Annotated in this window: 22 protein-coding genes; 11 read left to right on the top strand and 11 right to left on the bottom strand. The window is 56.5% G+C overall.

The window, feature by feature from the left end; genetic code table 11:
* The first annotated feature begins 392 nt into the window (after positions 1-392).
* The 6 genes from ACZ5FP_RS21810 to ACZ5FP_RS21835 all read left to right on the top strand — a co-directional run bounded on the left by ACZ5FP_RS21810 (position 393) and on the right by ACZ5FP_RS21835 (position 7,757).
* Positions 393-1,232 carry a helix-turn-helix domain-containing protein gene (locus ACZ5FP_RS21810; RefSeq protein ID WP_464664181.1) on the top strand — a complete coding sequence of 280 codons (840 nt, stop codon included), beginning with the start codon at positions 393-395 and terminating at the stop codon, positions 1,230-1,232.
* Between the two features lie 715 nt (positions 1,233-1,947).
* On the top strand, positions 1,948-3,969 hold the full coding sequence (locus ACZ5FP_RS21815; protein WP_464664182.1) for a BTAD domain-containing putative transcriptional regulator: 2,022 nt from the start codon (positions 1,948-1,950) through the stop codon (positions 3,967-3,969).
* Positions 3,970-4,002: 33 nt separating this feature from the next.
* Positions 4,003-4,239, top strand: coding sequence for a hypothetical protein (locus tag ACZ5FP_RS21820; RefSeq protein WP_464664183.1), 237 nt, complete (start codon positions 4,003-4,005; stop codon positions 4,237-4,239).
* Between the two features lie 406 nt (positions 4,240-4,645).
* Positions 4,646-5,902: a YcaO-like family protein gene (locus tag ACZ5FP_RS21825; protein WP_464664185.1), complete on the top strand. Its 1,257-nt coding sequence runs from the start codon at positions 4,646-4,648 to the stop codon at positions 5,900-5,902.
* Entirely contained in the window at positions 5,899-6,645 is a 747-nt protein-coding gene (locus ACZ5FP_RS21830; protein ID WP_464664187.1) for a TfuA-like protein, read from the top strand. The genes ACZ5FP_RS21825 and ACZ5FP_RS21830 overlap by 4 nt, the downstream gene beginning before the upstream one ends.
* 245 nt (positions 6,646-6,890) lie before the next feature.
* Positions 6,891-7,757 carry a Hint domain-containing protein gene (locus ACZ5FP_RS21835; RefSeq protein ID WP_464664189.1) on the top strand — a complete coding sequence of 289 codons (867 nt, stop codon included), beginning with the start codon at positions 6,891-6,893 and terminating at the stop codon, positions 7,755-7,757.
* A 173-nt stretch (positions 7,758-7,930) separates the two neighbouring features.
* Here ACZ5FP_RS21835 and ACZ5FP_RS21840 read toward each other — a convergent pair whose 3' ends face one another.
* From ACZ5FP_RS21840 to ACZ5FP_RS21870, 7 genes are all read right to left on the bottom strand, one after another.
* Positions 7,931-9,580, bottom strand: coding sequence for an FAD-dependent oxidoreductase (locus tag ACZ5FP_RS21840; RefSeq protein WP_464664191.1), 1,650 nt, complete (start codon positions 9,578-9,580; stop codon positions 7,931-7,933).
* Positions 9,581-9,937: 357 nt separating this feature from the next.
* Positions 9,938-10,858, bottom strand: a complete 921-nt coding sequence (locus ACZ5FP_RS21845; protein WP_464664193.1) for a carbohydrate kinase family protein — start codon at positions 10,856-10,858, stop codon at positions 9,938-9,940.
* A complete protein-coding gene (locus tag ACZ5FP_RS21850; RefSeq protein WP_464664195.1) occupies positions 10,855-11,889 on the bottom strand; it encodes an ABC transporter ATP-binding protein in 1,035 nt (344 codons plus the stop codon). Before ACZ5FP_RS21850 ends, ACZ5FP_RS21845 begins: the two co-directional genes overlap by 4 nt.
* On the bottom strand, positions 11,889-13,403 hold the full coding sequence (gene argH / locus ACZ5FP_RS21855) for an argininosuccinate lyase (protein WP_464664197.1): 1,515 nt from the start codon (positions 13,401-13,403) through the stop codon (positions 11,889-11,891). The genes ACZ5FP_RS21850 and argH overlap by 1 nt, the downstream gene beginning before the upstream one ends.
* A 5-nt stretch (positions 13,404-13,408) precedes the next feature.
* Positions 13,409-14,266 carry a carbohydrate ABC transporter permease gene (locus tag ACZ5FP_RS21860; protein ID WP_403184319.1) on the bottom strand — a complete coding sequence of 286 codons (858 nt, stop codon included), beginning with the start codon at positions 14,264-14,266 and terminating at the stop codon, positions 13,409-13,411.
* Position 14,267: 1 nt separating this feature from the next.
* Entirely contained in the window at positions 14,268-15,212 is a 945-nt protein-coding gene (locus tag ACZ5FP_RS21865) for a carbohydrate ABC transporter permease (protein WP_223615318.1), read from the bottom strand.
* Between the two features lie 12 nt (positions 15,213-15,224).
* The gene (locus ACZ5FP_RS21870) at positions 15,225-16,472 is read right to left on the bottom strand and encodes an extracellular solute-binding protein (RefSeq protein ID WP_464664199.1); all 1,248 of its coding nucleotides are present in this window, start codon (positions 16,470-16,472) and stop codon (positions 15,225-15,227) included.
* A 256-nt stretch (positions 16,473-16,728) separates the two neighbouring features.
* On the opposite strand from ACZ5FP_RS21870, the gene ACZ5FP_RS21875 reads away from it, so the two are divergent.
* Both ACZ5FP_RS21875 and ACZ5FP_RS21880 read left to right on the top strand, forming a co-directional pair.
* Positions 16,729-17,952, top strand: a complete 1,224-nt coding sequence (locus ACZ5FP_RS21875) for an ROK family protein (RefSeq protein ID WP_464664201.1) — start codon at positions 16,729-16,731, stop codon at positions 17,950-17,952.
* Between the two features lie 16 nt (positions 17,953-17,968).
* The gene (locus tag ACZ5FP_RS21880; protein WP_464664202.1) at positions 17,969-20,368 is read left to right on the top strand and encodes a PIG-L family deacetylase; all 2,400 of its coding nucleotides are present in this window, start codon (positions 17,969-17,971) and stop codon (positions 20,366-20,368) included.
* Positions 20,369-20,431: 63 nt separating this feature from the next.
* On the opposite strand, the gene ACZ5FP_RS21885 is transcribed toward ACZ5FP_RS21880, so the two are convergent.
* On the bottom strand, positions 20,432-21,235 hold the full coding sequence (locus ACZ5FP_RS21885) for an anti-sigma factor family protein (protein ID WP_464664204.1): 804 nt from the start codon (positions 21,233-21,235) through the stop codon (positions 20,432-20,434).
* Positions 21,232-21,918, bottom strand: a complete 687-nt coding sequence (locus tag ACZ5FP_RS21890) for a sigma-70 family RNA polymerase sigma factor (RefSeq protein WP_464664468.1) — start codon at positions 21,916-21,918, stop codon at positions 21,232-21,234. The genes ACZ5FP_RS21885 and ACZ5FP_RS21890 overlap by 4 nt, the downstream gene beginning before the upstream one ends.
* Positions 21,919-22,333: 415 nt before the next feature.
* Here ACZ5FP_RS21890 and ACZ5FP_RS21895 point away from each other — a divergent pair, with 415 nt between their 5' ends.
* The 3 genes from ACZ5FP_RS21895 to ACZ5FP_RS21905 all read left to right on the top strand — a co-directional run bounded on the left by ACZ5FP_RS21895 (position 22,334) and on the right by ACZ5FP_RS21905 (position 24,275).
* Positions 22,334-23,308, top strand: a complete 975-nt coding sequence (locus ACZ5FP_RS21895; RefSeq protein WP_464664206.1) for an MBL fold metallo-hydrolase — start codon at positions 22,334-22,336, stop codon at positions 23,306-23,308.
* Positions 23,309-23,383: 75 nt separating this feature from the next.
* A complete protein-coding gene (locus tag ACZ5FP_RS21900) occupies positions 23,384-23,794 on the top strand; it encodes a tetratricopeptide repeat protein (protein ID WP_425350487.1) in 411 nt (136 codons plus the stop codon).
* Positions 23,795-23,861: 67 nt separating this feature from the next.
* Complete coding sequence (locus ACZ5FP_RS21905; RefSeq protein ID WP_464664469.1) at positions 23,862-24,275, top strand: DoxX family protein; 414 nt, start codon at positions 23,862-23,864, stop codon at positions 24,273-24,275.
* Positions 24,276-24,396: 121 nt separating this feature from the next.
* On the opposite strand, the gene ACZ5FP_RS21910 is transcribed toward ACZ5FP_RS21905, so the two are convergent.
* Together ACZ5FP_RS21910 and ACZ5FP_RS21915 are read right to left on the bottom strand one after the other, a co-directional pair.
* The gene (locus ACZ5FP_RS21910) at positions 24,397-25,464 is read right to left on the bottom strand and encodes an alcohol dehydrogenase family protein (protein WP_464664208.1); all 1,068 of its coding nucleotides are present in this window, start codon (positions 25,462-25,464) and stop codon (positions 24,397-24,399) included.
* 32 nt (positions 25,465-25,496) lie between these two features.
* On the bottom strand, positions 25,497-26,876 hold the full coding sequence (locus ACZ5FP_RS21915) for an aminotransferase (protein WP_464664210.1): 1,380 nt from the start codon (positions 26,874-26,876) through the stop codon (positions 25,497-25,499).

Below are 26,876 nucleotides of genomic sequence, written 5' to 3' on the forward strand. Positions count from 1 at the left end.
GTAGCATGGACCTTTTGAGTACGGTCACAAACATGGGTGCCATCATATCTGCCCGGCACCGCATTTCCTTCACATACTTCGCGAGCAAGGCCTACTAAAGCTTTGGTATAACAAGCCTATCAGACTATATTTTCCCTCCAGGTAAAAACTTTGAACTACCGGAACTATGACCTTGGCCTGAATAAGCAAACTATCTGGCCTATATGAAACAGCTCCAAATAATCAACCTTCGTAGTCAAGTCACGCCCGCGTCACTCTCAAATAACTAAGTTAATCTTTATTAAAGCCATATGGGCATTTCCACGTAGATCAATCTTATTGATTACTTGGACAAAAATAACAGAAAAAACAAAAAACTTGCAGGTCTATTCCTGCCAAAAATGGGGGCAAGTATGAACGGTAATGTACCTTTTAATTTAAGCGAATGCGTGAACTACGAACCCGGAAAGAATTTTGAAAGCAAATCTGAAAATGCCATCTTCATTTATGCTGAAACGGGGGTCGTCTTTCAAGGACTTGTGAAGTCATTGGAAAGAACATTCGCTGATATTCGGATAACACTGTCGAGTTTTCTGCCGGACTCCCAGGACCCCGACATGGGCGTTGGATTGGTCCTTTTGCAGACGGAGCTGATCACCGACCTCTCGGATTGTATTGAACGCTGCAGGACAAGTTTTCCGAATGCATCCATCACGCTCATGATCAATGGCGACGGATTTGCATCGCAGGGGTTGAACAGGTTGTTCTGCGACCGAAGAATCCAGGGCCTGCTTCCGTTTACCTTGAAGCTGGACATCTGGCTGGCTGCCATATGGCTGCTGCTCAATGGCGGCGAGTATTACCCATACGGTGCCATGCAATCGCTGGAAAAGCTGGCGAAGGACGGCCACGCCCGCCATCAGCAACCGTCACTCGTGGAGGGTAAAAGGGGACCAATGTCCGGCACCAAGCCGATCGACACATTGACGTTGCGCGAACATCAAATTCTCGAGCTTCTCTCCGAAGGGCTGCAAAACAAGACCATCGCTGACCGGCTCAGCCTTTCCGACCACACGGTCAAAGTCCATGTTCACAATCTCATTCGGAAGCTCAAGGTACACAACCGTACACAGGCCGCGGCAGTATACCGTAATCACCTTGATCATGAATCTCTGCAATCGGCTTTCAGCCGGAATACCGAGCGAGCCTTCAGCCGCAATACGGAGATAACGGAATTAATGATCAATATCTGAAGGAGAGCGCCGTGAACCGGCCTGTCTCAGAATGACATGGCGCTCTTCGGATTGTTCGGCCCAACCGAACCCATCCCCACGCAACGAATGTCGGATGTTGCCTTATGAACCTGCTTTCCCCCCACGGCGGTGGGCGTCAAACGGCCTCAACCATCGACATTGTGCATACCCTGTGCCGCGGCCGGGCCATGCACAATGTCGATGCGAGTTGGATGAGCGGGCTTGGCGCACACTCGTCAACGGCGATACGCACAGACGCGGAATACTCCACAACATTGCCAACATCGCTCAATATAAATATATCTCGCAGTATCTTTTGTATATAATTACCATATTTGGTATTCATATATTTGTGGAAAATCATAAATATGTGAATACCAAATAATGTAAAAATAAAATATAATGAATCAGTAAAATTGACTTATTTATAATTGATTCGTTATATCACCCGTTCGCGCCATGTTCGAAGCAATCCAAGGCCGAACGCATTTTATATCAAAATCAACCATTTCGGGGTAATTTTAAGCTCAGCATACATCATTGGGTGAAATGGCGACCGCCCTGCTTAATTCCAATTTATTACGACTTAGGTTGATAATTACTATAGAGAACTACTGCAACCTATAGTAGATTTGATTGCGAGGACAGGAAGTAAACAACAATAATACGCATCTCTAATCATAAATAAGGGTGACATACGGGGGCTTTAGCCATCATGCGGTTGACGGTTTTAGGAGAGGCTACGGTTAGTATCGGCGGGCACTTGGTCCCGCGCGCACCTACGAACTTCCTACGCATTGTCACCTACATCCTCCTGGAGAGCAACTGCCACTCGGTATCGCGCGCTAAGCTGGCACAAATACTCTGGTCGGAAACCGACCAAGCCCATGCCAGCATGAACTTGCGCCAAAGCCTCGCGCGCATTCGCAGATTTCAGGAACAATTCGGCATCACCCTGATTGAAAGCGATGCTGCCTATGTCAGGCTCAATCTAGCCTCCGTCAGTCAAGGCCTTCTCGAAATAGACCTTGTCGAGTTTTTCAACTGCGCCGAACAAGGGGGGCCAGAATCAGCCCTCAAGATCTCCGAACTTTATCACGGCGATCTTCTGGCGCAGAATGAGCCAGACAACTCTGATTTCGACGAATGGCTGGATATCAAACGCGCTAAACTTCGTGACGACGTGATCCTTACTCTACGGTCCAGTCTTGATCTGCCGCATTTCAACATTGATGAAAGGCGGCAATGTGCACGCAAGCTGATCGAAATCGATCCCTACCAGGAGATTGGCTATCGCACGCTCATGCAAACTGCATCCCAACTTGGGATGATCACAATGATCGAGAGAACCTTCCGGGAGTGTGCTAAAAAATTACGCGATGACCTGGATATCGATCCAGAGGTCGAAACAATTGAGCTTTACCAGAACCTGCATTCGAAAAGATCTCTCAACCTGCCGCAAGTTGTCAGCCACGCACCGCTGCTGGGGTCTTTGTCTCTCAATGATGTGGACCATCACCGGTCGTATTTTCTTCAACCGTCAAATACGCTTGAATTATCGAAGCAACCCATACTGCCAAAAATCATTGTATTGTATCTGCCGCAAAGCATTGCAGACCCCATGGAGCAATTGGCCGCGTCTCTGGTCGACGATATCACGATAGGACTATGCCGGTTGCGCACACTGTCAGTGGTTGCGCCCTATACGTCCATCCGGGTTGTCACGGAATCCAGCATCAATGGCTTTTCTGACCTTCACGAACAATTGGGTGTGGACTTTGTTTTCGACAGCAGGCTCATGCGCGGCGATGGCTTTTGTTTCCTGTCGGTAAAACTCATCAACACGCGTACGCGGGAGATCGTCTGGGCGGAAAAGCAGAAATTTGATTATACATTGCCCGAACAGCAGTATCGCCATCTGTCCATGCGCATCGTTCTATCCATCGTTTCCACCATCGAAAGAGAAGAGCTGGATCGCTACAACAGGCTGATTCAGAATCCCGATGCCTATTACTGGTACCTTGTCGGCAAGAGAGAGATCGACAGCCTGGATCTAACAAAAGTCCGCACGGCGCGGGACGCTTTCAAGAACGCCTTGACCGCAGCGCCAGACTTTGTGCCGGCGCTGAGCGGTGTCGCGCGAACGATGCAGCGCGAATGGCTTGTTCTGGCGCGCAATGAAAAGGATATTCTGCTTGAGGGTGAGCAGATCGCCAAGAAAGCCGCGCCAAACGACCCGGATGACGAGCGGCCTTTGCGTGAGCTTGGCACCATCAATATGTATCTTGGCAAGTATGACGAAAGCCTGGAATATTTTGATCAGAGCGAAGCGCTCAACCCGCAACACGCCGACCTTCTTGCCGATTATGCCGATGCCTTGACCCATTCCGGCGAGCTTGAGTTGGCTCTCAGTAAAATCCAGCATGCGATTGCTTTAAACCCGCTGGCGCCGGATTATTATTATTGGGTCGGCGCAGGCACCTTTCACTATCTCGATCGCTATGCCGAGGCCATCGCGTTCATACAGAAGATGAAAAACCCGCGCGCGGCAGCCCGCTTGATGGCAGCGTGCTGCGCAAGATTGGGTGAACACGAACAAGCCGCTGAATACAGAAACTATGCTCTGCAAGATAACCCGTCGTTCCGAATTGATGAATGGGTAAAGTCGATGAGCCTCAGAGTGCCTGCCCACCGTAGGATGTATGAAGAATCTTTACGCGAAGCGGGATTCCAGTGACAGAACGTCCAATCCAAACAGGGGAAAACATGCATGGAAAAGTATTTTATCATTGGGGAAGCCGGGACTGATGAACTTTGGCTTGTTAACACGAGCGAAAACCGTGTTGAGAAGTTGAGCGGTGTTGCCGCAGGACCGGTTATCGAAACAATCAATACAGCACGGAAAAACGGATTGACGCTCATCAAGGGCATAAGTATCGCGATTGCCACAAATAGCCGAACGGGCGCGGATGTAAAAATGTCAGTTACCGATCCAACAGTTAAGTAAAATAGAAATGTCGTTGGATAAGAAACCTTATCAATAATAATGAATTGATCTAGAAACGAATCAACGTACGGTTGCTATGTGGTTCTCCTTCATGGAAAGGTTACTCGCATGGCAAAGTTTTACATTATCGATGAGCCCGAGACAGACACGCTTTGGCTGGTCAATCTGGAAGAAAAAACCGTTGAGAGTCTTGATCGGAGCATGATTGAATGCTCTGGATCGGCCGGGCATGACTTCATAAAGACTATAAGTAGCCGTTCAGAAAACATAATGATTACTGAAGGTTACCGGAACGGACCCGCAGAAAGACTATCGTCCGCGAGCCCCTTGCAATAGGCAGCGCTATTCCAGAGGATCATTGCATTTATCGATATGGTCACGATGATATCGGTTCGCTGGAGTAACAATGGAGCAATTGGCCGAGACTTCAATTCTGGATAGGCTGGCGGCGGACGAGGTAAATCTTTGTTCCGCCGCCAGCGTGGAACAGCAATCTTCGACGAGATTGATGGACGCAGATTTGACGGTGCAGAAATTGCGCCCATATTTTTCCCGTTTGGGTATTGTCCGGCTGGCTGAGACAACAGGGTTGGACCGGATAGGAATCCCCGTGTGGATGGCGGTTCGCCCGAACAGCAAGACCCTGGCGGTGAGCCAGGGCAAGGGGATCACCACAGCTCACGCGCGCGCTTCCGCTGTGATGGAAGCTGCTGAGATTGCCATAGCTGAAAACATACCGCTCGCGTCGATCAACGCCAGCCGCCAGGATTTACTGCATGCCGGCAAAGCAGTCTTTGACGGCCGGATGCTGATTATGAAGGGTGCCGATGAACCTCCGTCCGACGCGGTTGATGAGTGGCTCGAGGGCTATGATCTCCTGAAAAAGAGCAAGGTTTTCGTTCCGAGAGAACTCGTATCTCTGGATTTTACGTCGGCGCGAAAGTCTCGCCATTACTGCCAGTCAACCGATGGCCTTGCCTCGGGCAATTGCCTGCTTGAAGCTGTTATTCATGGTCTGTGCGAGCGGGTTGAACGCGATGCCACCGAATTATGGCGTTTCAAGCGTGACGGCGCAGTCCATGCCCAATGCGTTGACCCCGCCGTGCTCTCAGATGCCGGCATCAGTTGGTTGGCAGAAAGGATTGCGCAGGCGGGTTTTCTGCTGCGTCTTTTCGATATTCGTTCCGATATTGACCTTCCGGTATTCATGGCAACCATCAACCCCATCGCACGGAAGGGCACCTATCTGCATTTCGATCTTGCTGCGGGTTATGGTTGCCACCTGTCGCCCCGCGTGGCTGCCATGCGGGCAATCACCGAAGCGGCCCAGACGCGTATCACCAATATTTCAGGCGCGCGGGACGATTTCGATCCTTCGGAATATGCACAGCGCCTCGCTCCGGACCTTGGTGTTTATATAAACGCAGAGCCAAGGGCTCATTGGCAGTTTGATGAACCGGTGCCGTCTCAGCGCGCGCGTCTCGATACTTATCTCGACCCGTTGCGCAAACGCGGTATCGGCAGTGTGATTGTTGTTCCGCTCGGCGGCGAAGAGTGCGGAATGTCCGTTTGCCGCGTCCTGATCAATGAGCTGGAAAGTCCAGCCGGCATACGCAAACATCGCTTTGGTGGAAGGGCGCTGAACGCCATGTTGCTGCAATGAAGATCCTGTTTGCAGGCCCAAGTCTTTCGGGAACCGAGTTTGTGCCGCTGCGCTCAAACGAAGACCGGTTGCTGCCCCATCTTTCATTGACATGTCGAGGCCCTGCGAAGTGCGGCGATCTCACCCGTGCCGTGGACGAAGGTTACAACGTGATCGGGTTGATCGACGGCCGATTTGAGGACGTTGCTGCGGTCTGGCACAAGGAAATACTGTATGCGCTTTCGCGTGGCGTTACGGTCCTCGGCGCAGCGAGCATGGGCGCGCTGCGCGCTGCCGAATGTCATCCATTCGGCATGATCGGTATTGGGGATGTTTTTGCGCGCTACGCTTTCGGCGGATTGGAAGACGACGCTGCAGTGGCACAGGTGCACGCGCCGGCCGAGTTTGGCTATACCGCCTTCACGGAAGCCATGGTCACTGTAGATGCCACCCTGGATGCCGCATTGGCTGCATCGGCGATCGCTCCCGGGGAGCACGCGCTGATCCGCGACAAAGCCAATGCAGTGTTCTTCAAGGACAGGAGCTGGGCTCGTATATTCGACGTCCTGGCTTCCGATATCGTTCACGCCGCCGAGCGCCTGAAGCCTTTCATTCGCAATGTCAAAAGACAGGATGCACAAGCCTTGTTGAAAGTGCTGCTTGAAGGCAAACACCCGGACGAAGCCAAGAAGTCAGGGGCGCCTCTTACCGGCTGGTTGTTCAACGAAACGACGCAGTGGCAAAAGCTCCGGGCTCAGCACTGAGGCGATCAAGCGGGGCGGCAAAAAGCCTATCCTTGGAAGATGTAAGCGCCAGCACATCTTAGATGTATGATCCCTCCTCCAAAAGGATGCGGCTTTCGCTCCTGGTTGGTTTTTTTCAGCACCCAGTAGGCCGATTTCAGCATCGGACAGCCGCCAAAATCCAAAGCGTTTCTCGCCATGCCTTCCTATAGGATGGTCATCGGAATATTTGGATTGAAAGTTGCACTGTAACCACGGAGGGGACTATGTCACCAACTACAGAGCGGCACCGGCCACTCAGCCACGCGCGACGACACTTTCTCGGCGTGGTGGTTTCGACAAGCGTCAAGGTCGCGGCAATCACCGGCCTGGCCACGGCCATGTCTTCCTTCCCCGCGCGGGCTATGGGACGGAGATGGTGGAGACATAGCGGCGAGCCCAGCCACAACCCGGGCGGCAACAATCAAAATTGTTTTCTCCGGGGAACATCCATCAAGACCCCGACAGGTGAGGTTTGCATTGAAGATCTTCGGATCGGCGATGACATCGAAACCATACGTGGCAAAGCTGCCACCGTGAGATGGATAGGGCGCCAGATTTACAAAAGGAACAGCCCGTCCTGGGCAGCCAGCGTGATGCCAATCCGTATTTCACGCCACGCTTTTGATCAACGAACACCCCACTCGGATCTCTACCTCTCCCCAAATCACGCGCTGTATATCGATGGCGTTCTCATCCGTGCAAAAGACCTGGTCAACGGCCTCTCCATTGCACCATCCCTTCCCGCTGACCGTCAGATCATCGAGTATTTCCACATCGTGCTTGATACCCATGAGGTGGTCTTCGCCGAGGGTGCACCTGCCGAAACCTTCCTGCTCCGCGACAGCAATCATGAAAGCTTTACAAATTTCGCTGAATACACGCGACTCTATCCTGCAGGGCTCTGCCCACCCATGGTGCCGTTCGCACCGATCGTTGGTTATGAAGGCGGGCGCGAGAACCTGATGGCTCTTCTGCGTCTCGGCATACCCCGCTTCATGGGCTTGCGTGACCCGGTTCAGCGCGCCCGCGACAGGTTTGCCCTGCGTGCACGGGAAACCGCCGGCGCTGGCCAACTGTACGACACCGCCTAAGCGGGGAACGCCACGGCAAGGAAGCGGTCATACGCAACAGGTTGAGTATTATAAGCAGGTGTTTCCTTCCGGGAACACCTGCTTCGAAACGTTCAACAATGATTTTTGGATGTCATTTGCAAGGCGTTCCCGGCACCCCAAAATGGCTTGCCTGGCCGGAACCCATCAGTTCTTTACACGGCTTGAGCGCGTTCCTCGCCTGTCGCAAAAGCTCCGATACTCTCATGAACGCCATGCAGAGCCTTGATATGATCGGCAAGGCGCAACGCGAGCGCGACAATTGTCAATGTCGGCATATCATTGCCACATGTCGGAAACACCGAACTGCCGGCGACGTGCAGGTTGTGGATGCCATGCACCGTGCAGTTCTGGTCCACGACGCCCATATGCGGGTCGATATGCATCCGGGTCGTTCCCATATGATGATTGCATCCGATGATCGAAAGCTCCGGCTCCACGGCCGTCCGTTCCAGATCGACATGTCCGACGCCGGATGCTTCAAACTCGTCCTTTATCAATCCCAGCATCCGTGAGTGGGTGCGTTTTTCCAGATCACCAACACGCCAATCAAGCGCTGCCCGATTGAGACCCAACCTGTCCCGTTGCTCTGACAGGGTAACCCTGCTCTCTTTGTTGGGAACGGGTTCGATAACACTCTCAATCTGAAAATAATCGGACTTCGCGGCAAGCCGCAGCTTCCGATAGAGCAAGGATGCCATCAGATTGGGGCTGCCGAGCGCGACAGTGGCAAACGTTCTCAGTTTGAAGTCGCGATAGTGCCGCCAACAAATGGCGTTGTATATCTCATGGAACCGCTCGGTGAGTTTGCTGTCTTCGCCAGCCCGGCACGCCCGGAAATATGTACGGCATTGTACCAGTTCTTCATCCCGCTGAACCTGTTCGGTCAAGCCGAGATGCGCGCTTGCACTGGTACCATCCACGGCTAACTTGGGGTTGTGATAGGTGTAGCGGGCATCATAGAAGCGAAACGCGGCGGCATTGACCGCAGGTATCATCTGGCCGCGGCGAATACGCGGGTGCTCCATGAAATAGCGGCCGACCACATCGTGCTGATTGCCAAGCCCTCGCTGATCACGCCGATTGGAAAGCAGGAGAAGACGCGCGTTCTCGATCCCGCCCGCGGCAAGAATTACCCTATTGGCCCGCACGAACATCATCTTTTGCCCATACGTCGCAACATGCACGCCGGTCACGACCGATGGATCTTCAAGCGTTGCAATCTCTGTCGCATTGGCGTTCAGCAGCACTTTCGTCGTTTGGGCGGTGCGTAGAAACATCCGATAGTCGCGGCCAAAACGTGTCGGTGGGCTAAACTTGCTTACCATTGTCTCAAGCGAGGCGTCATTCAGCTCCAGCAGTATGGAACGGTCACCCACGAGGTGTTTGTGCCAGAACTGCGGTTCAAAACCATGATCATTGACCTGAACCAGGTTGCTAGCACGTGCATAGAACCGCTCCAACTCCGTCAGATCAAACGGCCAGCCGCTGTTGGGCACCCAGTGCCGTGGCTCAAAATCAATGCCGATGAACGGTCGTATCCACCCGCCCCAGCAATTGGAACTACCGCCGAATTGCCGGGTTCTGGTCGCTTGAAGGTCGTAAGGGATACCAAGATTTTCGCCTTGGTAAAGGGATTGCGACGCGGCGTTGAAGTTCAATCCGCCGCCTTCGAGAACGATTGTTTCAATGCCCCGTTTCTGGAATTCGAGTGCAAGCGTGATCCCTGCAACGCCACCGCCAACGATGCATATTGCGGCATCCAGGACCGAACCCGCTGGAAGTTCTCTGGCGTCAACAAACATGGCGTGAAAGCCCCGATTGAGCAAAGCTTAAAACAATATTGAGCGATATGACCTGTTCCATTGCCGATCGACCTCAAGCCAGAACGAGCAAGACGAATGTTAGTGCTCACAGAGACAATCCGCCGGTTGGCGGCTTGTCTGTCCCCATTGGATATTTGAAGGCGATTATAGGGCCGGATGGCCTCGGAGCGGAATATGCTGCGGCGGTTAGGACAAGTAGCCCTTTTGAGTAGCGCCCTCCCCATTCGGGCTACTGCTTACACCCCCGATTAGATAAATCGAAAGCCAGACGGCCATTTCTCTTGAGATCCGATGGGCCAAGGCATTTCCCGAAATGCGGGCTTGGAAAGCCAGCAATTATGATGCGATGCCAGCCACATCCATTACCTGCCCAAGTGCTGTAGCGCCGCCGGCAGCCTGGACAGCCAAACTTCCCAGAGCAACCCCGGCATCGAGGCAGGACTGCGGATCCAGCCTGTTGAGCCAGGCATTGATGAACCCGGCATCGAATGCATCGCCTGCACCGGTCGTGTCAACAACCGCGACGCTCGGAGCGACGCTGTAGAAATAACGGCCATCCACCATCAGATGTGCGCCGCGTGCGCCGGATTTGACGACAACGATCGGAAAGTCTTCAGCGAGCTTGCGCAGGCTTTCAACCGGGTCGGACAGGCCGGTGATCGCCGTCGCCTCTTCCTCATTCGGCAGGAAGATGTCCACATCCGCGCAGTTTCCGATAAAGGCAGGATCAAAAATCAGGGTTTCATCCCAGCTGGGATCGAGAGAAACCGTCAAACCATGCGCCTTCGCATTCCGGACCAGATCAGGGATCTCAACGAGAGTGGCATATTCAGCGATATGAAGATGTGTCGCCTTCTCCCAGGCGAGAGCCGGCAGCAACGCCGCCGGCCGCGCAGACCCGGCCCGCCGCGACAGGAACGCCCGCTCATGACTGTGATTGATCGCAACGGAGACCTGGGGACCTGCATCCGGTGCCTGCTCAAGAAAGCGCAGATCAATGCCACTTGTCCCGAGTTGATGCAGCAGTCCTACGGACAGGGAGTCCGTACCAAGCCGGGCAAGAAGCGCCGTGGTCCTGCCCGTATGGGCCAGATAGGCCGCGACGATGAACGCGCCGCCGCCGCCGGTGATGGCCATGTTGCTGGCAAAGACTTCACGCCCGAGCACCGGCATTGTCTCAAGCCCGGTAAAAATCAGGTCACAGTAAATCCTGCCGATACTCAGAACGGCATTCATTTCGGCTGAATTGGATTTCATAAACGGCCCAGCGACTTCTCGGTTTTTGCATCGAAGAGGTATAGTGCCGTAGGCGCGGCATAAGCAGTGACCATGCTTCCTGTCGTCGGAATCAGTTTGCCCGGTGCTGTTGCAATGACCGATTGTCCTGCGACATCGAAATGCACCAGCGTTTCGGATCCAAGCGGCTCGACCGCCGACACAACACCTTCCAGTTTGAAACTGCCCGGCGCTGCTGCCCCGATCACCAGATCGTGCGGGCGAATACCGATCAGCATGGTGCCACCGGCTTCCACAATGACGCCCGTATCCATCCGGCGGCCGGGAATGAGGTTCATTGAGGGGCTGCCGATAAACTTTGCGGTAAACACGTCCAGCGGGTTTTCGTAGATTTCCATCGGCGTTCCGGTCTGCAGGATATGGCCGTCGCGCATGACCACGATCCGGTCGGCCATGGTCATGGCTTCCACCTGATCGTGGGTGACATAGACGATGGTCGTGCCCAGCCGCTGATGCAGACGTTTGACCTCGATGCGCATTTGCGCCCGCAATTGCGCGTCAAGATTGGACAACGGCTCGTCGAACAGGAAGGCGGAGGGATTGCGCACCATTGCACGGCCGATGGCGACGCGCTGGCGCTGGCCGCCGGACAATGCCGAGGGACGCCGTTCGAGCAAGGCGGTCAGTCCAAGCATTTCGGCGGTCTCATCGATGCGCTTGTCCTTGTCTTCCCTCGACATTTTCGAGGTATAAAGACCAAAGCCGATATTCTGCCGGACGGTCAGGTGCGGATAAATGGCATAGTTCTGGAACACCATCGCAATGTTGCGTTGCTTGGGTTCCCGCTCATTGACCACGTCACCACCGATACGCAGCGTACCTCCGGAAATATCCTCGAGGCCCGCAATCATCCGCAGCGTCGTTGATTTGCCGCAGCCGGACGGACCGACGAAGACAACGAATTCGCCATCGGCGATCTCAAGGTCGATGCCGTGGACCACATCGGTCTTGCCATAGCGCTTGACCAGGCCCTGAAGTTCAATTGTCGCCATCAGGCAGCTCCTACCAATGCTTTGAAATTACAGTCGAGTTCATGGGCCGCCCGGCTCTCGCTGGCTGCGTGATCGGTCGCCAATTTCGCGAACGTCGAAGCCCTGTCGCGATAGGACGATAACGCCTCGGCCATGGGTTCGGCGGCAGGACCGCCGAACCGGCTGCGGACACGGACAAAATAGTCCGGCGATACGATTTCCGCGAACTGATCGCGATCAACTGACGGCTTGCGTCCGGTCGCATGTTCGAAGGCCGCCAGAAACGGCTCGAAACCGTCGGTGGGCAGACCGCCTTGTTTGGCAACGACTGCCTTGGCGACCGTGGCGGCGATTTCATGTGCTTCCCTGAACGACAGGCCTTCGCGACGCACCAGTGAATCGGCAAGTTCGGTGATGGTAATGCAGGAGCGGCGGATATTGCCGGCGACACGTTCTGAATCGATACGGATCGCCGACACGAAGGACCCCATGAGATCAAGAACGCGCCCTGCGGAAACAAAGGCCTCATAGCCCATCGACTGGGTTTCGCCCTCGCTGTCATTCATGTCAGTGAACGGTGTGTTGTGCATGACGTCAAGCACGGTCCGCGCCCGGCCGAATGTCTGGCTTGCCAGCAGCCGCATGTGCTCGATGGGCACCGGATTGCGCTTCTGCGGCATGATCGACGAGATTTGCACCAGCGCATTCGGGACATAGACCTGCCCCACTTCAAAGCTCGTCCAGAACTGGAAATCCTGGATCAGCCGGCCAAGGTGCAGGAACAGCAATTCGATGGCACTGTAGGTGGAGGTGATATAGTCGACCGCGGCGATGCAGCTGTAGGAATTGCGCAAGGGAGCGGAAAAACCGAGAAGCTCCGCCACGCGGGCGCGATCGATTGCAAATCCGGAGGTGGTGATCGCTGCGGCACCCATGGGGCTGAGATCGACGATCTGCCGCGCTTCCTCGAAACGGTTCATGTCGCGTATCAAAACTTCGATGACGGCAGACAGGTAATGACCGAAGGTCGTCGGCTGGGCCGGCTGGCCATGGGTATAGGCAACGATCAGCGTTGCCTTCTCGCGCTCGGCGGCATCGATCAGGGTATCAAGCAGATGGCACGCCTTGCCCATCAGTGCATCGATGCGCGTCTTCAACCCAAGCTTGAAAAGCGTATGATCGATATCATTGCGCGAGCGGGCCGTGTGGAGACGTCCTGCAATATCGGCGCCAACCCGGTGTTTCAGTTCCTTCTCGATCAGAAAGAAGAAGTCTTCCACTTCGCCCGTATAGACGAGCGAGGCCGGATCGATGTCGCGGTCAATGGCTTCGAGCGCTGCCCCGATCTTGGCGGCCTGATTACGCTCGACGATACCCGTTTCCACCAGCATCACCAGATGGGCGCGGTCGATGCGGCGGAAGCCATCGACATGATGCGACTTGGCGCCGTCAAACAGGGGGCGCAGCACCGCTTCCTTGTAGACCGGATCGGGAAAGATACTTTTGTCCGAGAGACGCGGATCATTCAACGTCATGGCGATTATCCTTTCAGTCCGGCCAGCATCACGCCGCGCACGATGTAGCGCTGCAGCACCAGGAAAACGATGAGCGTCGGCAGCGTGGCGATGGCCGCACCCGTCATGATCAGCTCCCACTGAATCGACTGTTCGACGGCAAAGCTCGAGAGGCCGACGGGAAGTGTGTAGAGTTCCTTGCTCGTGGTCACGATCAGCGGCCAGAAGAACGCCGTCCAATTGCCAAGGAAGGTGAAAATGGCAAGTGCAGACAGCGCCGGCGTAACCAGCGGCATCGCCACCTTCCACCAGATCTGGAACTCGTTCAGGCCATCGATCCGCGCAGCTTCCAGAAAGTCGTTGGGGATGGTGTCGAAGAACTGCTTCATCAAGAAAGTCCCGAAAGCCGTCATCATGCCCGGGAACATGATGCCCCAATAGCTATCCAGCCAACCGAGCTGGCTTGACATCAGGTACCACGGAATAACCAGCATCTCGGTCGGTATCATCAGGGTCGACAGGATGGCGAGGAAGATCAGGTAGCGGCCGCGGAATTCGAACTTGGCCAGCGTGTAGCCGACAAGGCTATCGAAGAAAACGTTGGAAAGCGTCACCGTGACGGCGACAATACTGGAATTGAGAAACCAGCGCATGAAGCGGCCGTCCAGCAGCACCTTGGCATAGTTCTCCAATGTCGGCGCTGCGGGAATGATGCGCAGATCGTAGACCTGGCCTGCCGTCTTCAGCGAGGTGGAGAACATGAACAGCAGCGGCGTGATCATGATCAGACCGCCGATCAGAAGAAGCGTCCAGACAATGATCTGCGTGGGTTTTATGTTGGCGCGGTACAATCCTGCCGGCTTCGGGAGCGTAGCACTCGTCATATCATTTATCCCTCAAGACGCGCAGCTGGAGCAATGACACCACCAGCAGGATGGAAAACAAGACAACCGTCTGTGCCGCCGCATAACCCATCTGGTAGGATGAAAACGCTGTCTGGAAGATCATCAGCACCAGGGGTTTCGTCGAGCCCAAGGGACCGCCGGGATCGTTGGTGGTCATGTTGTAGACCTGGTCAAAAATCCGCAGGAAGCCGATGGAGGAAAAAACCACCAGAAAGACGGTCGTTGGTTTGAGCAACGGCAAGGTGATGCGGCGCAGGATGGCCCACTCGCCGAGGCCATCGATGCGGGCGGCTTCATAGTAGGTACCGGGAATGGCACGCAGACCAGCCATGAAGATAATGATCTGGAAGCCAAGACCAGCCCAAATCGACGTCACCATGATAGATGGCAATGCCTGACTGACCGATCGGATGAACGGCTGCTGCGGCAAGCCGAAAAGCCCGAGGACATCATTGATGACGCCGATCGGTGCCGGCTGATAAAACCATCGCCATACCCAGGCCATGGCGGCTGCCGTGGTCAGAAACGGCAGGAAATACAGCGCCCGGATGAAGGCGTGCATGAACCGCACGCGATCGAGATAGTAAGCTATGGTGAATGCAAGGAGCAGGCTGATCGGTGTGCCGATCAACAGATAGGTGAAAGTATTGCGGAAGACTTTCCAGAACTGCGGATCGGTGAACAACCGCTCGTAATTGCCCAGACCGATGAACACCGGCGGCCGCATCAAATCCCAATCCGTCAGCGACAGCCAGAAGGCTTGCAGGGTCGGATAGAAACGGATGACGCTGTAGAACAGGATGGGCAGGGCGAGAAACGACCAAACCCAGATCAGCCGCTTGGTTTTCATGGACAGCCGGTCCCACACGGGCCCGGTGGGGCGGCTTGCGACCGCCCCTTCCGTATTGACAGGTGTGGAGACCATTGGACGGTGCCCTTACTTCTTGGCAGAATCGATGATTGCCTGTTCGGCGGTTGCCGCCTGGGCAATCGAGGCTTCCGGCGACTGTCCTTCCAGAAGAACACGGTTGGTCATGTCCATGGCCGTCTGGCGCTGCGCGGCCTCGTCGACGAATTGCGTGGTATGCGCATATTCAAGACCCTTGAGGAACGGGCCAAAGATCGGATCGGCAAGATTGGCTTCCGTCAGGGCGGCGGAACGGCGCGCGGGCAATTCGCCCACTGTCTTCAGCCAGATGTCCATGGCTTCCGGTGACGAGATATAGGCCAGGAACTTCTTCGACGCTTCCAGTTTTTCCCCGCTGACGCGTGCGCCAATACCGTTGGCGAAATAGCTCGCATAGTTGGACCGCACGCCTTCCGCATTGGCGGGCAGCTCGGTGACACCCCATTCGAAGGTGTTGATCGTCTTGAAGGAGCCGAGACGGAAAGTCCCGTCGATGGTCATGGCCGCCATACCAGCGCGAAACGCCGCCTGGCCTTCGTCCATGAAGCCGACCTGGCCGATCTTCTTCTCCGTCTGCAGGCTGGTGTAGAACTTCAGGGCCTTGATGCCGGCGTCACTGTTGTATGTGACCTTGGTATTGTCGGCCGAATAGGGTTCGCCGCCATATTGCCGGATGAGAATTTCACGCCACCACTGGTGATCTTGCCCTGCCATATCCAGCGTGGTGCCGGCGACGACAAGGTTTCCGGCTGCATCGCGCTTGGTTGTCGCAACGCCCGCTGCAACAAAATCGTCCAGCGTCTTCGGCGGATTTTCAATGCCCGCTTCTTTCAGCAATTTCTTGTTGTAGAACAGCGCCAGCGAGCGGACAGCCGTCGGCAGGCCATAATAATCATTGCCCCTCTTCATCGCTGTCACGATGGGGAAGAAGTCGCTTTCAATCTTGTCGTGCGGAAACGTGTCGACCGGCAGCGGCTGCAGCAGCTTGCCTGCAACGAACTTGTCGAGCCATCCGTAAAACAGCTGCATGACATCCGGACCCTTGCCGCCCATATTGGCTGCAACGATGCGTGTCTGGTAATCGGCATAGGGGAAGGTCGTCTGCTTGACGGTGATGCCGGGATTGGCCTTCTCGAAATTGGCAATCAGCTGATCCATTGCCTTGACGCGGGTTTCGTACACATACTGCCAATATTCGATCTCGACCGCCTGCGCCGTGCTTGCGGCAAACGTGGCGAATCCGGCAAGCAGACCGGCCAATAGAATTCCTTTACGCATATAAACCTCCTGTGCCCTGCCATATCCATCATCGGATGCAGAGCTTCCTTGTTCCCCAGGCATCGGCGATGCCCATGACCTCATCCCACCGCATGGCAATGTTTCTGCTGCAGCAACCGCGAACGTTGTCGCGGCTTACTTATAAGCTTCACCGTCAGCGATGATTTGTCAATAACATACTTTACTTGAATTATTGTATTGCGTCAGAACGCCTCTTGGAGGTATCGGTAAAAGACTGGAATCGAAGGTTTGCGATATGACCCGACAGATGAGCGGTACGCATCAGATTGCCATCGGCAAAAATCCCGAGCGCAGCCGGCATCACAACCGGCGCGTTGTGCTGGATGTCGTGCGCATTCATGGCTCGCTGGGACGCATGCACATCGCCAAGCTCACCCAGCTGACCGCCCAGGCGGTGGCCAATATCGTCGACGAACTGGTCAGCGACAACCTGCTGATGGAAGTCGGACGCCTGCGGTCCGGTCGCGGCCAGCCTCCCATACAGTTCGCAGTCAATCCCGAAGGGGCCATTACCATCGGCATCGAGATTGCCGCGGATCACATGGTGATCGTTGTTTTGGACCTTGCGGGCCAAGTGCGTTCCAAGGAAATCGTTCCCGTCAAAAACACCACGCCCGAACATTTCATTCCCCGCTTTGTCGGCGAGGTGGACAAGATTCGGAGCCTCTTCAAATCGAAGCTGCTTGGTATCGGCGTGGTGATGCCCGGACCGTTTGAGATCGATGGCATGACGTCCGTTGGCCCAACCACCCTTCCCGGTTGGGGAACGATTGACACTGCAAAAGTTCTATCCGAGGCGAGCGGCGAACTGGTCATCGTTGAAAACGACGCTACTGCGGCCGTGGTAGGCGAGCGGCTGTTCGGTGCCGGCCAGACAATTTCTGATTTCTGCATGATTTACTTCGGAGCCGGTATCGGCCTTGGCGTCATCCACGAGGGAACACCGTTCCGCGGTGCTTTCGGCAATGCCGGTGAAATCGGACACATCGTGGTCGCACCGCGCGGAAAGCAATGCCCGTGCGGCCAGAGCGGCTGCCTCGAACTCTACGCCTCGCTGCATGCCCTGAAGGAAAAGCTGCGCGAGGCAGGCATCGCCGCCAGCGAATTTTCCGACCTTGAAGCCCTTCATACCGCCAACCATCCCGTTCTCAGAGCGTGGATTGGCGAGGCCGCTGACTATTTGAGCCCGATGGTTTCGATGCTGGAAAATATTCTTGATCCGGAAACAGTGATGCTGGGCGGAGCCATGCCGGATGCAATCATCGATGACATCATTTCCGCCATGCATCATTTGCCGGTGTCCGTAGCGAGCCGCCGTGCGCGCTCCCTCCCGCGCGTCCAGCGCGGCCAGACGGGTCAATTGACCGCCGCACTTGGCGCGGCCGCGCTGCCGCTCTTCGAAGTCGTGACCCCCAAACTCGATACATCGCCAACAGACATAGCCCACAACACGTTATAAGCGGCAGGAGGATACCGTGCTGACGTCCCATGAGCGGATCGAACGACAAAAGTCCCGGCCGGCCCTCGTCCGGCTGCACCATGCGCTGTCCCGATTGACATCGACCTTGACTGTCATGAACACCGGCGCTCATCCCGATGACGAGCAAAACGGTCTCTTGGCCATGTTCCGCTTCGGCCTGGGAATGCGGGTTGTGATCGCCTGCTCGACCCGCGGTGAAGGCGGGCAGAATGCGCTCGGGCCGGAGCGGCTGGGGGCGCTCGGCGTGCTGCGATCGCGTGAATTGGAGGAGGCGGCCCGGCAGCTCGATGCGGATGTCCATTGGCTCGGACACGGGCCGGAAGACCCGGTGCATGATTTCGGTTTTTCCAAGGACGGCGATGCGACATTTGCCCGATGGGACGAAAAGCGCATCGTCGAGCGCCTGGTGCGCGCCTATCGGCAGGAGCGGCCGGATATCGTCATTCCAACATTTCTGGATGTTCCCGGACAGCATGGTCATCACCGCGCCATGACCCGCGCTGCCGAAGCGGCCATTGCCCTCGCAGCGGATGCCGAGGCCTATCCCGAACATTTTGCCGAGGGCCTGACGCCGTGGCGCGTGGCCAAGTACTACCTTCCCGCCTGGCCGGGCGGCGGCGACACCTATGATGACGAGATTCCCCCGCCGGATGCAACGATTGCCATCGACGCCTCGGGTACCGAAGCGGCAACAGGAGCCGCTTACGATCATATCGGCGAATGGTCACGCGCCTATCATGCCTCCCAGGGCATGGGGGTCTGGCGCGATATGCCGCGATCGGCGTGGCCGCTGCATCTGCTGTATGGTCCGAGGGGAAGCCGATCCGAGCGTTCCATTCTCGAAGACATTCCGGCGACATTTGCAGAGCTTGCCAACACTGCAGATCATTCCGTGAGCCAAGCGCTCGCATCGGTCCACGACGCCCTCAATGCAGCCATCCAGGCCTTTCCAGACCGCGACCGCATCACCGCGTTTCTCCTGGATGCTGCCAGCCATATCGACGGTGTCGAAACGCTGGCCTCACCGGATTTCGTGGCACGGCACGGACATCGGCTGGATCGCAAGCGCCGGGAAATTGACGCGGCATTGCTTGAGACGGCCGGGATAGACGTGCGGGCGGTTACAGAACCGCAGCACCTGTCACCCGGAAGCACCGGCCACATTACGGTGCACATGGACAATCCGTCCGTCCCGCTCCCCGGCGATATATCGATCATGCTGCCATCCGGCGTAACTGTTACGCGATCGCAGGACGCCGCTAGGTCCCGCTCCTTCGACATCGAAGCGTCTGCGGCGGCAGCGCTGACAAACCCATATGGACGCACCTGGTCCAGCCTCGGTGGAAACGGCGTGGCTTTCGCCAATGTTACCGCCAGAATTGGCAACCGGCAGGTTCAAGGCACGTTCGATCTTGAAGAGCCATTGAGCATCGTGCCCAGGCATTCCCTGACACTCCTGCCCGAGGCCATCATCGCCAAACGCGGTGACCAGACGCGCTGCTGGCAGATCGGGGTCGACGGGATGGATCCCGCGGTTGCTTTGCGCTTTGACGCGCCGCCCGGCTGGACAATCAAGCCGCAGGACGGCAAATGGCTGCTGTCTGCTCCGGAGACGCCGCCCGCCGGGATCACCCAGATCACGCCGGAGATATCCGGGCACCCGGCCATGCGCACCACATCCATTTCCTACCCGCACACCGGACGCTCGGTATTCATCGCCCCTGAACGGCTACGGGTGTTGACGCTGGACTTGAAGCTGCCGGAAGGCGCCAAGATCGGTTACGTCGGCGGCGGAGCCGACAAGGTCGCTCTGTGGCTTCAGCGCATGGGGCTGGATGTCACGGAACTCGACGCGGAGGCCCTTGGCGGCGACCTCTCGTGTTTTACCACCATTGTCGTGGGCATTTTCACATTCGGCCTGCGGAAAGACCTGAGCGCAGCGACATCGCGCATTCACAATTTTGTTGAAAACGGCGGCCATCTCGTCACGCTGTACCATCGTCCCAGTGACGGCTGGATTTCCAGCGTCACGCCGCCGCGCTATCTGAAAATCGGATCACCGTCACTGCGCTGGCGCGTGACCGACCCCCATTCCCCGGTCACGATATTGTCACCCCGGCACCCCCTGCTGACAGGCCCCAACATCATTGGGCCAGCCGATTGGGACGGATGGGACAAGGAACGCGGGCTTTATTTCGCATCGGATTTTGACAATGCCTATGAGCCGCTATTGTCCATGCATGACGCCAACGAACAGCCGCTGAACGGCGGGCTGATTTCGGCCCGCATCGGCAAGGGCAGGCACACCCACACCGGCCTTGTCCTGCATCATCAGCTCGACAAGCTGGTGCCAGGCGCGTTCAGACTGATGGCCAATCTCGTGCAAACGGCCTGACGAACATGAGCATAAGGACGAGCCGCTGCGGCCCGTCATCCGAATATCTGTTCCTCTGATCTGCTATTTCTCGGCGGCCGCGACAAAATCCGCGCGGAAGGCCGCAAGATCAGCAACGCTGACATCCGACACCGCCCAGAATGTCAGGCCGCCACTGGACCATTCGGCAAAATTATAGCCCTCGCGTGTCCTGCTTGCCGCTGCAATGGGAGATGCCGGCCAGACGAACACATTGATGACGTGACCGTGCCGGCGGTACACCAGAACCGCCACCACCCTGCCATTGATATAGTCCACGCGGCCGCCGACAAGGGGAAAACCCTGCGCTGAGAGGTCGATGACCGGGGGAGAATAATCGATCTTGCCGTTGAACCAGGGTTTGACCGTATGTTGATCGGATGTCTGCACATCGGTCAGGTGGTCGACGAGCAGGGATCGCACATGGCTGGCAAGAATCTCATCCTGGAGTACAGCGGTCTGGGGTGGCACCGACAATACAAGAAAAATACTTGCAGCCAATGCCGCAAATGACGGAACAAAACTCCAGCGCCTGATGAAATCCGCGGCTGTCCGCCACGTGCCAGGGCGATATGCCGATGCGGGGGAGCTTGATGACGCGCCGTCGATCTCATGTGAAAGTGCTGACACGATCCGCTCGCGAACACGCTCGGGCATCTGCCACCGGACACCGCCCTGACCAATGATGTTTTTCAGTTCCGTGAACTTCTCCAGCTCCGCCGTACAATTTGCACAGGTGGCAAGATGCTCTTCAAATTGCAGCGCGTGCATTGAGTCGAGCTCGCCATCAATGAAGCCGTGCAGCATGACAGCCCAGTCGGAGCATTTTTCCGGTTTGGTCTCGCTCATGATGCTGCCGCCTCGTTGCTGGCTTCACCGTGCCAAGCCTTGGCGAATTCCTGCCGGGCACGGGCGAGCCGTGACATGACCGTCCCGATGGGCAGTTCTGTGATGTCAGCAATCTGCTGATACGAAAGCTGTTCGAGTTCGCGCAACACCAATATTTCACGCAACGCATCGGGGAGCGAATATATGACCACACGGACATGTTCGGATTCCGTCTTGCGGATCAAAGCGGTCTCGGGCGTATCCTCTTCGGAGGCGATGTTCTCGCCGATAGAGGGTGACGCGCCGTCACTATTGTCCGTCAGAGTCATTTCAAAGCGAGACTTGCGGCGATTTTCCTGCAGCCAGACATGGTAGCAGTTCCTGACAATGGCAAAGACCCAGGATCGCGCGTCACCGCCGCGATACCCGTCAAAGCTGCGATAGGCGCGCAGGAAGGCATCCTGAACAATATCCTGCGCGGCGTCTCCGTCACGGCTCAGAAAACGGGCAAAATTGTAAGCGGCGTCCAAATGCGGAATGATCAGCCGGTTAAATCGCGCTGCAGTATCGGCCGCGGGGCGCACCCTTTCCGAGGCGACGCCATGACCCGCCAGCCCTGCCATATGCACAATGAGGCCCGGCAATCCGCCGCCTTGTCCGCCTGGGGTGCGCCGCGACAGCACATTTGCCAGAAATGCGCGCATACCCGCCACCCGCAACCGCCAGGCAAGCGCCGCATGGGTGGAATTTGGAACAAGCATGGATATGGTTGCCGGGTGCATTTGTGTCATGGTGTTCCCAAGCGGCACGGTCGCCGCGCTTGAATCCTCTCCGAAATTCCACAAGCCGTTTGTTACCTAGATCGAACGCAACGTCAGAATATTCCCGAAACCCGCACATTATTTCGCCGCTGGCGCAGAATGCTCATCTTACACCGTTTTACGGTGCCTTGCGCAGCTCCTGTTCGTCAGAATTGCTCCAACATTTTCAATGCCTTACATAAAAACCTACGGCCAATGCGAATAAACCCCTGCTGATCTCAATCTATTTCATCAGCGGAGGTACTGATCGAACCATGTTCTCCGTTTGGCTAGAGCTTTCCATTGAAGGAGAATTCCAATGTTCGACATTACACGTCGCGCCGTTCTCGGGTCCGCGGCCGCTGCGGCGGCCTTCGGGCTTTCCAGGCAACTCGAATTTATCCCGCCGGCATGGGCTGAAACGCCAATCGAACCGTCCGTGGGCTTCTACAAATACAAGGTCGGATCTGTCGAGATCACGGCCGTCTATGACGGCATCTGGCGCAAACCCCATGACCCGGCATTCATCAAAAATGCTTCTGTCGACGAGACCAAGCAGGCCTTGGCAAAGGCGGGCCTGACCACTGAATTCATGCCCATTCCGCTGACTGTCGTCGTGCTGAAAATCGGTGACCGGCTGGTGATGATGGATGCGGGCTCCGGCGTTGGCCAATGGCAGGCGAATGCCACCCATCTGCCGGCAAACATGCAGGCGGCCGGAATAGATCATACAAAGATCGATACCGTCATCATCTCGCACTTCCACCCCGATCATGTGTGGGGGCTGATGGAGAAGGAGACGAATGCCCCGGTATTTCCAAATGCCGAACTGGTCGTGAACGAGACCGAATACAATTGGTGGACCGAACCGGGACGCGTTGACAAGCTGGCGGAGGGCCGCAAACCGGCCGGCAAGCGTATTGCCCAGGTTTTCCCGACATGGAAGAACTGGCATCTGGTCAAGGATGGCGCGGAAGTCGCCCCCGGCATACACCTGATTGCGGCACCCGGTCATACACCCGGACACTCCGCTTTCCTTGTCGCCTCCGGCAGTGAGCAATTGCTTGTCTCGGCCGACACGATGTACGTGCCCGCCCTGCTTGCGCCCCACCCGGAATGGCAAGGCAGCTACGATCAGGATGGCCCGACCGCCATTACCACCCGCCGCAAGCTCATCGATCGTGTGATCGCCGACAAGATACAGATCTGCGGTTCACACTTTCCGTTCCCCGGCTCGGGCACCTTCATCAAGGACGGCAACGCTTATGGCTTCACGGCCACCGTTCAAGCTTAGAAACACAAAGGAGATAGGATCATGATCAAGACTGCATTCATCGGCTTTGTGAGCCTTGTCACGGCTGCAACCCTTATGCCCGGCACCGTTGTCGCCCCGGCCTACGCCGTCGATAATATGGAGACGGCAGGCGCTCCGGATCTGACATCCGCGCGCGCAAAAATTGCAGCAAAGAACTATGCCGGGGCGCTGGAGGAGCTGCGTGGGCTGGCCGAAGACAGCCCACAGGCCGACGTCTACAACCTTCTCGGCTACACACTGCGCAAGACAGGTGATTTCGAGACATCCCTGACCTATTATACAAAAGCCTTGGAACTCCAGCCTGATCACAAGGCCGCCCGTGAATATTTGGGCGAGCTCTATGTCGAGACCGGCAAAATGGACAAGGCAAACGAGCAGGTGGCATCGCTGACACGGCTCTGTCCGAATGGCTGTGAAGAGCTTGAAGACCTGCAAAAATTCATTGCCTCAAACGGCACCAAATAACGCTAAGGCAGGCGGCTCACCGCCGCCTGCCTTTTTCGCCAGCCCAAAGGGAGAAAACGTCGTGAACATGATGGAAAAAGGCACGCATCTCGCCGATATTTTGATGCTGTCCAGCCGGCTGTTGCTGGCCTGGATATTTCTGCACGAGGGTTTTACGCTGGCCGCAAACCTGGATGGGACAATTGCAGTCATGGCAAAGCTCGGCGTGAACGCACCGCTTGCCCTGGCCACCATCGCCCTTCAGATCTGCGCTGGCATCTCCATCGCTTTTGGCTGTTACGCCCGCCTTGGCGCTTTGGCACTGGGGATATTCTGCCTGCTGACCGCGCTGCTATTCCACACCAATTTCGCCAACCAGAACGAGCTGCTGCATTTCGAAAAGGACCTCGCCATTGCGGGCGGCATGTTTGCCCTTGTCGTTGGCGGCGCCGGGAATCTGTCGCTTGACAAACTAATGCGGCCGCACCCGATGAAGCCCTGACGGTGTCTTGGATCGGTCATCGAGTTCAGTGCACCGTGACGCGCCTGCCGGCAAAGATCGAGCGCGCAGCAGCCATGGCAAACCAGCCGAGTAACGCTGGGCGACGCCATTTTACCCTTACTCAAGCCAGCTCGTATTTCGCATCGGGTACGACGACGAGTTTACCGACAAATGCCTTCGCCATGAAATCACTCTGTGCGCGGTGGAATTCGGAGAGCGGGTATACACCACCGACAAGCGGTTTGATCTTGCCTTCCTCGATATAGCGGACGATGCGGCGGAAATCGCCGCGTGTGCCTTGGGACGATCCGTGTAATTGCAGCTGTTTCAGATACATGGTCCGAAGGTCGAGTTGTACCACAGGTCCGCCGATGGCACCGGCCGTCGTATAGCGGCCTTCAGGCCGCAGGATGCGCAGAAGATCATTGAACAGGGGGCCACCGACAAGATCGGCAACCACATCGATGGGCTTGCCGTTGAGAACGCGGCCCACGGCAGTGACAAGATCACTGTCGCCGCGAGTGATCACTGCCTCGGCGCCGATATCGAGCAGCGCCTGCTCCTTGCCGGCGCCAACCACGGCATAGGGAATGGCACCGCGCGCCCGCGCCAATTGAACGATGCCCGAGCCAACACCGCCCGAAGCACCCGTGACAAGAACCCGTTCACCGGATTTCAATCCGGCTCGTTCAAGCATCTGTTCGCCGGTCAGATAAGCACAGCAGAAGGTCGCCAGTTCGATATCGCTCAGATCGGTGTTGACCACATGGGCATTTTCATCGGGCACCGCGACATATTCCGCGTAGCCGCCATCGCGGCCATGACCGATATAATCAATATCGGCAAGGCTGTCGTCTTCACGGTTATAGATGGAAAAATCCACCATGACGCGCTCGCCGATACGACTATCGGCAACACCTGCGCCTACGGCTACGACATGGCCGACAATATCCGTGCCCTGGATGCGCGGAAAGGTGAGTGTCGGGTCCTGCCGCCGCCAGCTGGAAACCGCGCTCGCATCATTCTCCATACCATAAGCGCCCTGGCGCACCCACACATCTGTGTTGTTCATGCCGCAGGCGGAGATTTCGATCAGAACCTCGCCTGCCGCCGGTTGCACCACCGGCACATCGGTCCGGTACACCAGCTTGTCGAGATCGCCGTGCCCGGTCAGCAACACGGCTGACATTGTTCGTGAAACCGTATCCATCATCCTGGACCTCAGAGCGCTTTTGCAACGGCATCGACAGCCGCAACGGCCGCTTTGACGACAATATCCGCCTCGTCCCGCGTCAGACACAATGGAGGGGCAAATCCGAGGATATCGCCCTGCGGCATGGCCCGCCCGATCACACCGCGTTCCGCCAGTGCTGCAGCAATTTGCGGGCCGACCTTCTGCGATGCGTCAAAGAACACCCTGTCGTCCCGGTCTTTGACGAATTCAACCGCAGCCAGCATGCCGTCACCACGCACCTCACCGACGATGGGATGATGTCCCAGTGCTTCGGCAAGTGCGTTGCGGAAATAGGCTCCTGTCTCTCCTGCATTGGTCACGAGATCCAGCGTGTCGATCAATTCCAGATTGGCAACGCCGGCAGCAGCACAGATCGGATGAGCCGAATAGGTCCATCCATGACCGAGTGATCCGAGTTTGTCCGAGCCCTGCACCAGAACCTGCCAGACCTTGTCTCCGACGATGACGCCGGAGAGCGGCGCATAGGCCGAGGTCAGGCCCTTGGCAATCGTGATCAGATCAGGCTTGATGCCATAATGATCGGAACCGAACATGGTGCCCAGACGGCCAAAGCCCGTCACAACCTCATCGGCGACCAGAAGCACATCATATGTGTTGAGAACGGCCTGTATTTTCTTCCAATACCCGGCAGGCGGCGGCACGATGCCGCCGGTGCCAAGGATCGGTTCGCCGATGAATGCCGCCACGGTCTCGGGCCCTTCCGCAAGGATCATTTCCTCCAGTTTGTCGGCACAATGCTGGGAGAACTGCTCTTCGCTCATCGAGCGGTCTTCCCGGCGGAAATAATACGGCGCTTCCGTGTGCAGGATCGGTGCCCGGGGCAGGTCGAAGGCATTGTGGAAGAGGTCGAGACCCGTCAGGCTTCCCGTCATGACGCCTGAGCCGTGATAACCGCGCCAGCGGGAAATGATCTTCTTCTTGTCCGGCCGTCCAAGCACATTGTTGTAGTACCAGATCAGCTTGATGTTGGTTTCGTTGGCATCGGACCCGGAAAGACCGAAATAAACCCGGCTCATCCCTTCCGGCGCCCGGTCGATGATCATCTTGGCCAGCTTGATAGAGACTTCGGTGCCATGGCCGACATAGGCATGATAGTAGGCGAGCTCTTTGGCCTGCTGCGCAATCGCGTCGGCTATTTCCTGCCGCCCGTACCCGACATTGACGCAGTAGAGCCCAGCAAAGGCATCAAGGCTTTTCCTGCCGTTCACGTCAAAAATATGTACGCCTTCGCCGCCCTTTATCACCCGCGTCGAGCTTTCGCCGCGGGCATGGGTGCCCATATGGGTGGAGGGATGGAAAAAGTGGTCGCGGTCCCAGGCGTTCAGCTCGTTCGAACGGTCCAACAT

It is taken from the genome of Phyllobacterium sp. T2-21 (genome assembly GCF_055378485.1).

Excerpts from the sequence above, each read along its gene's own strand:
- ACZ5FP_RS21885 (WP_464664204.1), bottom strand. The coding sequence starts at position 21,235 with ATGAGCGAGACCAAACCGGAAAAATGCTCCGACTGGGCTGTCATGCTG.
- ACZ5FP_RS21820 (WP_464664183.1), top strand. The coding sequence starts at position 4,003 with ATGGAAAAGTATTTTATCATTGGGGAAGCCGGGACTGATGAACTTTGG.
- ACZ5FP_RS21910 (WP_464664208.1), bottom strand. The coding sequence starts at position 25,464 with ATGTCAGCCGTGTTGCTGACCGGGCACGGCGATCTCGACAAGCTGGTG.
- ACZ5FP_RS21895 (WP_464664206.1), top strand. The coding sequence starts at position 22,334 with ATGTTCGACATTACACGTCGCGCCGTTCTCGGGTCCGCGGCCGCTGCG.
- ACZ5FP_RS21830 (WP_464664187.1), top strand. The coding sequence starts at position 5,899 with ATGAAGATCCTGTTTGCAGGCCCAAGTCTTTCGGGAACCGAGTTTGTG.
- ACZ5FP_RS21870 (WP_464664199.1), bottom strand. The coding sequence starts at position 16,472 with ATGCGTAAAGGAATTCTATTGGCCGGTCTGCTTGCCGGATTCGCCACG.
- ACZ5FP_RS21900 (WP_425350487.1), top strand. The coding sequence starts at position 23,384 with ATGCCCGGCACCGTTGTCGCCCCGGCCTACGCCGTCGATAATATGGAG.
- ACZ5FP_RS21815 (WP_464664182.1), top strand. The coding sequence starts at position 1,948 with ATGCGGTTGACGGTTTTAGGAGAGGCTACGGTTAGTATCGGCGGGCAC.
- ACZ5FP_RS21905 (WP_464664469.1), top strand. The coding sequence starts at position 23,862 with ATGATGGAAAAAGGCACGCATCTCGCCGATATTTTGATGCTGTCCAGC.
- ACZ5FP_RS21835 (WP_464664189.1), top strand. The coding sequence starts at position 6,891 with ATGTCACCAACTACAGAGCGGCACCGGCCACTCAGCCACGCGCGACGA.
- ACZ5FP_RS21825 (WP_464664185.1), top strand. The coding sequence starts at position 4,646 with ATGGAGCAATTGGCCGAGACTTCAATTCTGGATAGGCTGGCGGCGGAC.
- ACZ5FP_RS21810 (WP_464664181.1), top strand. The coding sequence starts at position 393 with ATGAACGGTAATGTACCTTTTAATTTAAGCGAATGCGTGAACTACGAA.
- ACZ5FP_RS21865 (WP_223615318.1), bottom strand. The coding sequence starts at position 15,212 with ATGGTCTCCACACCTGTCAATACGGAAGGGGCGGTCGCAAGCCGCCCC.
- ACZ5FP_RS21875 (WP_464664201.1), top strand. The coding sequence starts at position 16,729 with ATGACCCGACAGATGAGCGGTACGCATCAGATTGCCATCGGCAAAAAT.
- ACZ5FP_RS21845 (WP_464664193.1), bottom strand. The coding sequence starts at position 10,858 with ATGAAATCCAATTCAGCCGAAATGAATGCCGTTCTGAGTATCGGCAGG.
- ACZ5FP_RS21840 (WP_464664191.1), bottom strand. The coding sequence starts at position 9,580 with ATGTTTGTTGACGCCAGAGAACTTCCAGCGGGTTCGGTCCTGGATGCC.
- ACZ5FP_RS21890 (WP_464664468.1), bottom strand. The coding sequence starts at position 21,918 with ATGCGCGCATTTCTGGCAAATGTGCTGTCGCGGCGCACCCCAGGCGGA.
- ACZ5FP_RS21850 (WP_464664195.1), bottom strand. The coding sequence starts at position 11,889 with ATGGCGACAATTGAACTTCAGGGCCTGGTCAAGCGCTATGGCAAGACC.
- ACZ5FP_RS21860 (WP_403184319.1), bottom strand. The coding sequence starts at position 14,266 with ATGACGAGTGCTACGCTCCCGAAGCCGGCAGGATTGTACCGCGCCAAC.
- argH (WP_464664197.1), bottom strand. The coding sequence starts at position 13,403 with ATGACGTTGAATGATCCGCGTCTCTCGGACAAAAGTATCTTTCCCGAT.
- ACZ5FP_RS21915 (WP_464664210.1), bottom strand. The coding sequence starts at position 26,876 with ATGTTGGACCGTTCGAACGAGCTGAACGCCTGGGACCGCGACCACTTT.